General features: G+C 65.2%; 6 protein-coding genes. 3 read left to right on the top strand and 3 right to left on the bottom strand.

Features of this window, described 5'->3' with window-relative positions; translation table 11 throughout:
- Window positions 1-33: 33 nt before the first annotated feature.
- Window positions 34-1,422 (bottom strand): NorM family multidrug efflux MATE transporter, encoded by a 1,389-nt coding sequence (locus PMI38_RS24880; protein WP_008100441.1) that lies wholly within the window; start codon window positions 1,420-1,422, stop codon window positions 34-36.
- 156 nt (window positions 1,423-1,578) lie between these two features.
- On the opposite strand from PMI38_RS24880, the gene PMI38_RS24875 reads away from it, so the two are divergent.
- Window positions 1,579-2,505: a LysR substrate-binding domain-containing protein gene (locus tag PMI38_RS24875; protein ID WP_008100439.1), complete on the top strand. Its 927-nt coding sequence runs from the start codon at window positions 1,579-1,581 to the stop codon at window positions 2,503-2,505.
- A 123-nt stretch (window positions 2,506-2,628) separates the two neighbouring features.
- Here PMI38_RS24875 and hglS read toward each other — a convergent pair whose 3' ends face one another.
- Complete coding sequence (gene hglS, locus PMI38_RS24870; RefSeq protein ID WP_008100437.1) at window positions 2,629-4,023, bottom strand: 2-oxoadipate dioxygenase/decarboxylase HglS; 1,395 nt, start codon at window positions 4,021-4,023, stop codon at window positions 2,629-2,631.
- Window positions 4,024-4,230: 207 nt separating this feature from the next.
- On the bottom strand, window positions 4,231-5,121 hold the full coding sequence (locus PMI38_RS24865) for a LysR family transcriptional regulator (RefSeq protein WP_008100434.1): 891 nt from the start codon (window positions 5,119-5,121) through the stop codon (window positions 4,231-4,233).
- A 136-nt stretch (window positions 5,122-5,257) separates the two neighbouring features.
- On the opposite strand from PMI38_RS24865, the gene amaB reads away from it, so the two are divergent.
- Window positions 5,258-6,748: an L-piperidine-6-carboxylate dehydrogenase gene (gene amaB, locus PMI38_RS24860; RefSeq protein ID WP_008100431.1), complete on the top strand. Its 1,491-nt coding sequence runs from the start codon at window positions 5,258-5,260 to the stop codon at window positions 6,746-6,748.
- 167 nt (window positions 6,749-6,915) lie between these two features.
- Window positions 6,916-8,202, top strand: a complete 1,287-nt coding sequence (amaA, locus tag PMI38_RS24855; RefSeq protein WP_008100429.1) for an L-pipecolate oxidase — start codon at window positions 6,916-6,918, stop codon at window positions 8,200-8,202.
- Window positions 8,203-8,224: the final 22 nt, after the last annotated feature.

Here is an 8,224-nt window from a genome sequence, read left to right as displayed (position 1 = left end):
GGGAGCCGGCTTGCCGGCGATAGGGCCGTGACGTCAAACCGAAGCAGTCGCTCCAGCGGTAACGCCGGCCTTGCCCAGCATCCGCTTCATCCGCCATTCAAAGCCCAGTGTCAGCGCCACCGACGCACACGCCAGCCCCAACGCCAGCCCCCACCAGACACCGACCGCGCCGCCCCCCAGGGTAAAGGTGAACAGCCAGGCACTCGGCGCCCCGACCAGCCAGTAACAGCACAAGCCGATCAGGAAGGTGGTCTTGGCATCTTTCAGCCCACGGATCGAGCCCATGGCGATGGTCTGCACGCCATCGAACAGCTCGAACCAGGCCGCCACCATCAGCAACTGCACCGCCAGCTGGAAGATCGCCGCGAACGCCGGGTCGTGGCGATCGATGAACAACCCCACCAGCGCCTCCGGCAGCAGCCAGAACAAGGCAGCGAAGCCGAACATGATGCTCGCGCCGAAGCCGATCCCCACCCGCCCGGCGCTGCGCGCCGCCAGCAGGTTGCCGGCGCCGAAGTACAGCCCCACCCGCATGGTCACCGCATACGACAGGCCGGTCGGTACCATGAAGGCGGTAGAGACGATCTGCAGGGCGATCTGGTGAGCCCCAAGCTCAGTGCTGCCGAGCACGCCCATGCACAGGGCGGCAAAGGCGAACAGACCGACTTCCACCATGTAGGTGCCCCCAATCGGCAGGCCCAGCCGCCACAGCTCGCGCAAGGCCGGCAGGGAAGGGCGCGACAGGCCCTTGCGCAGCGGGTAGGCGTCATAGGCCGAGTGCCAGCGGATGTACAGCGCCAGGGCGATGGCCATGCCCATCGACACCACCGCCGTGACCATGCCGATGCCCATCAGGCCGAGTTTGGGCAGGCCGAACATGCCTTCGATCAGCGCGTGGTTGAACAGGTAGTTGAGCACCGTGCCGACCAGGCTGATGATCATCACCGGCGTCGAGCGGCCCAGGGCACTGGTGAAGCCACGCAGCGCCATGAAGGTCAGGTAGCCGGGCAGGGCCAGCGGCAGCAGGGTGAGGAATTCGGCGGCGGCGGCGACGTTGTCCGGCTGTTGGCCGAACAGCAGCAACACCGGTTCCAGGTTCCACAGCACCAGGGCTGCCACCAAGGCCAGGCCCCAGGCCAGCCACAGCCCGTTCTGCGCCAGACGGGTAGCACCTTCGATGTCATTGGCACCCTTGCGGATCGCCACCAGCGTACCGACTGCGGCGATCACACCCAGGCAGAAGATCGACACGAACGAATAGCCGGCCGCGCCAAGGCCGCCACCGGCCAGGGCTTGCGGGCTGATGCGGGCCATCATCAGGGTGTCGGTGAGCACCATCAGCATGTGCGCCAACTGCGAGGCGATCAGCGGCCCGGCCAGGCGCAGCAAAGCCTTGAGTTCTGTGGTGGGCGCGACGTGCATGGGGGTTGTCCTTGTGCCTGACTCGGTGAGCGAGGGTGGATTCTGAGGCTTTGGTCAACTTTGCACAAAAGGATAAAAGCGATAGTTGGCATGAGTTGGACTCATGCATATATGATTTTGGGCATTCTTCCCTTGCCCCCATATGCCAGGTGCCCCATGTCCCGTCAGCTCCCTCCGCTCTATGCGCTGCGTGCATTCGAGGCCGCCGCTCGGCTGAGCTCGTTCACCCGTGCCGGTGCCGAGCTGTCGATCACCCAGAGCGCGGTCAGCCGGCATATTCGCACCCTCGAAGACCATTTCGCCTGCCGCCTGTTCGTGCGCAGTGGCCGCAGCCTGCAGCTGACCGAAGCCGCGCGGGTATTGTTGCCCGGTGTGCGTGAGGGCTTCGCTGCCCTGGAGCGCGCCTGCGATACCTTGCGCGGCGAAGATGACATCCTGCGCATGAAGGCGCCTTCGACCTTGACCATGCGTTGGTTGCTGGCGCGTCTGAGCCAGTTCCGGCACTTGCAGCCGGGCAATGAAGTGCAGCTGACCAGCGCCTGGATGGACGTCGACCATGTGGATTTCAACCAGGAGCCGTTCGATTGCGCGGTACTGCTCAGCGACGGCGTGTTTCCGCCGGATTGGGAAGTGCGCCGGTTGTTTTCCGAACTGTTGATCCCGGTAGGGGCGCCGGACCTGCTCAAGGATGGCCCGTGGGACGAACGTCGGTTGGCCGGCATCGAGCTGTTGCACCCGACCCCAGACAAGCGTGACTGGCGCGAATGGCTGGAACGCATGGGCCTGACCGATAAGGTTTCGCTCAAGGGCGGGCAGGTGTTCGACACCCTGGAGTTGGGCATGATCGCGGCGGCCCGTGGTTACGGGATTTCCATGGGCGACCTGCTGATGGTTGCCGAAGATGTGGCCCAGGGGCGCTTGAGCCTGCCTTGGCCGACGGCGGTGCCCAGCGGGATGGATTACTACCTGGTGTGGCCGCGGACCCGGCCCGGTGGCGAGCGGTTGCGGCGGTTGAGTGGGTTTCTGCAGGAAGAGGCGGCGGCGATGAACCTGCCGGATGTGCAGATTTTGCCAGCGCTTTGACTGTCTGTGCGGGCCTCTTCGCGGGACAAGCCCGCTCCCACAATGATAGATGTGGCCAGGACCATTGTGGGAGCGGGCTTGTCCCGCGAATGGGGCGCAAAGCGCCCCCGGCAGCCCTGAGCCTTACATCGCCCCCAGGTTCAACGCCTGCGCACACACCTGCAACGACCGCCGCTCGCTCTGCGCATACAGCGCCAGCTCATCCTGCACCTGCAGCCCCAAGGCCGCCTCGAACGCATCGCGGTTGGCGTTGCTGCCATATTCCGCCTGGGCATCGTCACCCAGGTTGGACTGGAAGATGCCTGCCGCGCTCACCGGCAGGAAGTCTTCGTACACCAGTGCTTCGAAGTGCACATGGCCAGCGGCGATCAAGCCTTCCAGGGTGGTCGGGCGGTCCTGTTGGTCACGTGCAGCCCGCCCCTTCTCGGTGGCGAAGTAACGGAAGTAGGCCAGACCCTGCTCACGCATCTGCGCCAGGTCATCCGGGAATTCGGCAAAGTGTTCCTGCAGCAGCGCCATGTAACGCTCGGCGTTGGCCTCGGCCGGGGCGCCGCCGAGGGCAGCACGGGTGGCATCGAGCAGGCGGTCGTACAGCTGGCGGCCTTTGGGTGTCAGTGCGGCGCCACGCTGCTCGATTTCGCCGAAGCGCGCGGTATGGCTGCCTTCGCTGCCGTGCTGGTCGCGGAAGGCGACCTTTTCCTGCAGCGCCTTGAAGCTGGTCTGGCGCAACAGGATGGGATGACGCCGGGTGGGCGGGCCTTCGACCACGGCCTTGGGCGGGATGCCCTTGGCCGGCATGCCGAGCTGGATCGCTTCGATATCCAGGGTGCGTGGGGTCAGGTGGTTGATGTGCGGGCCTTTGAATGCCACCACGTCGGCGATCAGCCGGTGCTGGTCGTGCAGCTGCTGGTACTGCTCGGCAGTGACGGTGGCGTCATGGTGCCACCGGAAGGTGTGCAGGGCTTCCTGTACGAAAGCCTCGGCATCCGTGGCGTTCAAGCCACCGTCGCGTTCGCGCTGGGCGATCAGTTCGAGGGCGCGGGCAGTGAAGATCTGGCGCTTGGCCAGGATGGCGTGCGCCAACTCGCGAAGTGGCGGGTTGTCGATCAGCTCCAGGCGCAACAGCGAGGTGAACACGCGGAACGGGCTGACATGCAATGACTGTTCATGCACGGCGCGGAAGGCCGTGGAGTGCACCGGGACGCCGGCGGAGCTGAGGTCGTAGTAGCCGACCGGCTGCATGCCCATGACCGCGAACAGGCGGGCGATGGTCGCCAGCTCCTCGGCGGTGCCGACGCGGATGGCGCCATGGCGCTCCTGGTCGAGCCGCTCGACTTCGCCGGTCCAGCGCAGCGCCTCGGCCACCTGGGGCTGCTGGGCCATGACCTGCTGGTTGATTTCGCTCACCAGCTCCAGCAGCGTGCCGTACAGCGGCACTTCCTGTTTGTACATGAGCGACATGGCGGCAGAGAACTGCGCGCGGATGCTGTCGGGGCTGACGAAATCGTGGGCGGGCATCGCTAGCTTCCTGGTTGGGTTCGGACGCTTACATGAAAGCGGGGAATGCACTATGGCCACAAGCGAAAAAAAGTGGGTCTGTCATTCCTTTTTTGATCGACCTTGAGGGCCCCATCGCCGGCAAGCCGGCTCCCACAGGGTTCACCACGGCTCCCTATGTGGGAGCCGGCTTGCCGGCGATTGGGCCGCAAAGCGGCCCCAGCATCCTCAGCCCTCAAGCTGCTCGCGTATCCACCCCACCAACGCCCGCACCTTGGGCACCTCCGCCGCATGCTCGGCATACGCCAGGTAATGCGCCCCGGCACTGTTCATCGCATGATTCCAAGGAATGACCAGGCTTCCTTCGTTCAGCTCCTTGGCCACCAGATAACGCGGCACCAAAGCCACCCCGCAGCCGGCTTGTGCCGCGCTCAAGGCCATGTAGAACGTATCGAACCGCGGCCCGTGGTAAGCGCTGACGCTGTGCAAGTCCAACTCCAGGAACCACTCATGCCAGGCCTCAGGCCGCGAGGTGCTTTGCAACAGCACCAGCTCGGCCAGCTCCCCGGCATCCTTGAGCTCACGCCCGGCCAGCAGCTCCGGCGCGCACACCGGCACCACCTCTTCGCGGAACAGCTCAAGGCAGGTCGCCCCCGGCCAGGTGCCCTGTCCATAGAAGAACACCACATCCGCCGAGCCCTGCAGCAGGGCAAACGGCTCCATCTCGTTGCGGATGTCCAGGTGAATGTTCGTGTGGCGCTTGCCAAAGCCCTTGAGGTGCGGGATCAACCAGCGCACCCCAAAACTCGGTTGAGTGGCTACCTTCAATATCTCGGTCTGCTCACCGTAGGTCAGCACGTAGCGGCTGGACATGTCCACCTGGGTCAGGATCTTGTTGACCTCGGCCAGGTACAGGCTGCCCGCCGGCGTCAGCTGCAGGCGCCGGCGGATGCGCAGGAACAGGTGGTGGCGCAGCATGTCTTCAAGCTGCGCCACCTGCTTGCTGACCGCGCTCTGGGTCAGGTGCAGTTCCTCGGCGGCGCGGGTAAAGCTCAGGTGGCGGGCTGCAGCTTCGAAACACTGCAGGGCGGTCATGGAGGGCACCAGGCGTTTGGACATAGCGGTCTCTGTGGCTCGAATCATTACCTGACGGAATGATATGCGGAATAAAGGTCGTTTGTTGCACTGGTGTGATCGGATTAATACTGATCCACATCATTTTTCCACCCCATCACCCGATGTAGGAGAAGCACAAATGGTTGCTGGATTGCTCGAGCGCCTTGGCGTTGCCGCCACGGCTTACACCCAGGGCGACTACCCTGTTCACACGCCGATCGACGGCAGCCAGATCGCCTCGGTGAAACTGCTCGGCAAGGCCGAGACCACCGCCCGCATCGATCAGGCCCAAAGCGCGTTCGAAGCCTGGCGCAGTGTGCCGGCTCCGCGCCGTGGCGAGCTGGTACGTCTGTTCGGCGAAGTGCTGCGTGAGCACAAGGCCGACCTCGGCGAGCTGGTTTCCATCGAAGCCGGCAAGATCACCCAGGAAGGCCTGGGCGAAGTGCAGGAAATGATCGACATCTGCGACTTCGCCGTCGGCCTGTCGCGCCAGCTGTACGGCCTGACCATCGCCTCCGAGCGCCCTGGCCACCACATGCGTGAAACCTGGCACCCGCTGGGCGTGGTCGGCGTGATCAGCGCCTTCAACTTCCCGGTGGCGGTATGGGCGTGGAACACCGCCCTGGCCCTGGTGGCTGGCAACTCGGTGGTGTGGAAGCCATCGGAGAAGACCCCGCTGACCGCCCTGGCTTGCCAGGCACTGTTCGAAAAAGCCCTGAAAGCCTTCGGCGATGCCCCTGCAGGCCTGGCGCAGCTGGTGATCGGCGGCCGTGAAGCCGGTGAGGCGATGGTCGACGACCCGCGCGTGCCGCTGGTCAGCGCCACCGGCAGCACCCGTATGGGCCGTGAAGTGGGCCCACGCGTGGCCGCCCGCTTCGGCCGCAGCATCCTCGAACTGGGCGGCAACAACGCCATGATCCTGGCCCCGAGTGCCGACCTGGACCTGGCCGTTCGCGGCATCCTGTTCTCCGCCGTCGGCACCGCCGGCCAACGCTGCACCACGCTGCGTCGTCTGATCGTGCACCGCTCGATCAAGGACGAAGTGGTTGCCCGCGTGAAAGCCGCCTACGCCAAGGTGCGCATCGGCGACCCACGCAAGGACAACCTGGTCGGCCCGCTGATCGACAAGCAATCGTTCGACGCCATGCAAGGCGCCCTGGCCAAGGCCCGCGACGAAGGCGGCCAGGTATTCGGTGGCGAGCGTCAGCTGGCTGAGCAGTACCCGAACGCCTTCTACGTGTCGCCGGCGATTGCCGAGATGCCCGCGCAAAGCGACGTGGTTCGTCACGAAACCTTCGCGCCGATCCTCTACGTGCTGGCCTACGACGACTTCGAAGAAGCGCTGCGCCTGAACAACGAAGTGCCGCAAGGCCTGTCGTCGTGCATCTTCACCACCGACCTGCGCGAAGCGGAACGCTTCCAGAGCGCTTCGGGCAGCGACTGCGGCATCGCCAACGTCAACATCGGTACCAGCGGCGCCGAAATCGGCGGTGCCTTCGGTGGCGAGAAGGAAACCGGCGGTGGTCGTGAATCCGGTTCGGATGCCTGGAAAGGCTACATGCGTCGCCAGACCAACACCGTGAACTACTCGCGCGAGCTGCCGCTGGCGCAGGGTATCGTGTTCGACTGATGATGCATGGCCGGGGGCTCTGCCCCCGGTTCGCGGGGCAAGCCCGCTCCCACAGGATCTCCACTGCCCTTCAGGCTTGTGTGGTCCCTGTGGGAGCGGGCTTGTCCCGCGAATGTGCGGCAGCGCCGCGCCAACCGCAACAAGAACAATATCGCTGGAGCCGGGCCATGTCCGAACTGCGTCAACAATGCTTGTGGGAATTCGTCAGCCAACCGACCGTCGCCACCCAGGCCCTGGCCGGTGAGCACAAGGCCGATGTCTGTGTCATCGGCGGCGGCATTACCGGCCTGTCGGCGGCCATCCACCTGCTCGAACAGGGCAAGTCGGTGATCCTGCTGGAGGCCTGGAAAATCGGCCACGGCGGCTCCGGACGCAACGTCGGCCTGGTCAACGCCGGCACCTGGATCCGCCCCGACGACGTCGAGGCTACCTTGGGCCAGAAGCAGGGCAGCCGCCTGAACAAAGTGCTTGGCGATGCCCCGGGCGAAGTCTTCGCCATGATCGAGCGTCTGGGCATCGAGTGCCAGGCCGAGCACAAAGGCACCCTGCACATGGCGCACAACGCCACCGGCATTGCCGACCTCGAAGCCCGCCATGAACAGTGGCGTCGCCGCGGTGCCGACGTCGAGCTGCTGACCGGCGCCCAATGTCAGGAGTACTGCGGTACCGACAAGATTTCCGCCGCGCTGCTCGACCGCCGCGCCGGCACCATCAACCCCATGGGTTACACCCAGGGCCTGGCTTCAGCCGTAGCCCGCCTGGGTGGCAAGCTGTTCCAGCAATCTTCCGTCGAAGGCCTGGAGCGTGACGGCGACGGCTGGCGGGTGAAGACCGCACGCGGTTCGGTACGCGCCGACAAGGTGGTGATCTCCACCGGCGCCTATACCGAAGGCGACTGGAGCAACCTGCAGAAGCAGTTCTTCCGTGGCTACTACTACCAGGTGGCCTCCAAGCCGCTGCACGGCGCGGCCGCCGACAAGGTGCTGCCGCACGGGCAGGGCTCATGGGATACCCGCACGGTGCTCAGCAGCATTCGGCGCGACGACCAGGGTCGCCTGTTGCTTGGCAGCCTTGGCCGGGTCGACAACAAGCCGGCGTGGTTCGTGCGCAGCTGGGCTGATCGTATCCAGAGCCATTACTACCCGGAGCTGGGCAAGGTCGAGTGGGAGATGCACTGGACCGGTTGCATCGACTTCACCCCTGACCACCTGATGCGCCTGTTCGAACCGGCGCCGGGGCTGGTGGCAGTGACCGGCTACAACGGCCGTGGCAACACCACGGGCACGGTGATCGGCCGCGCCTTTGCCGAGTTCCTGCTCAAGGGGGAGGCGGACAGCCTGCCGATTCCGTTCTCGCCGATGACGGGCGTCAGTGCACCTTCGTTGCGCACTGCGTTCTATGAGTCCGGGTTCTCGCTGTATCACGCGGGGCAATGCCTGAGGGTTGTGCTGTAACCGCGGGCCCTATCGCCGGCAA

It is taken from the genome of Pseudomonas sp. GM84, from assembly GCF_000282535.1.
GTDB lineage: Bacteria > Pseudomonadota > Gammaproteobacteria > Pseudomonadales > Pseudomonadaceae > Aquipseudomonas.
This window is presented reverse-complemented; position numbering and strand designations above follow the sequence as displayed.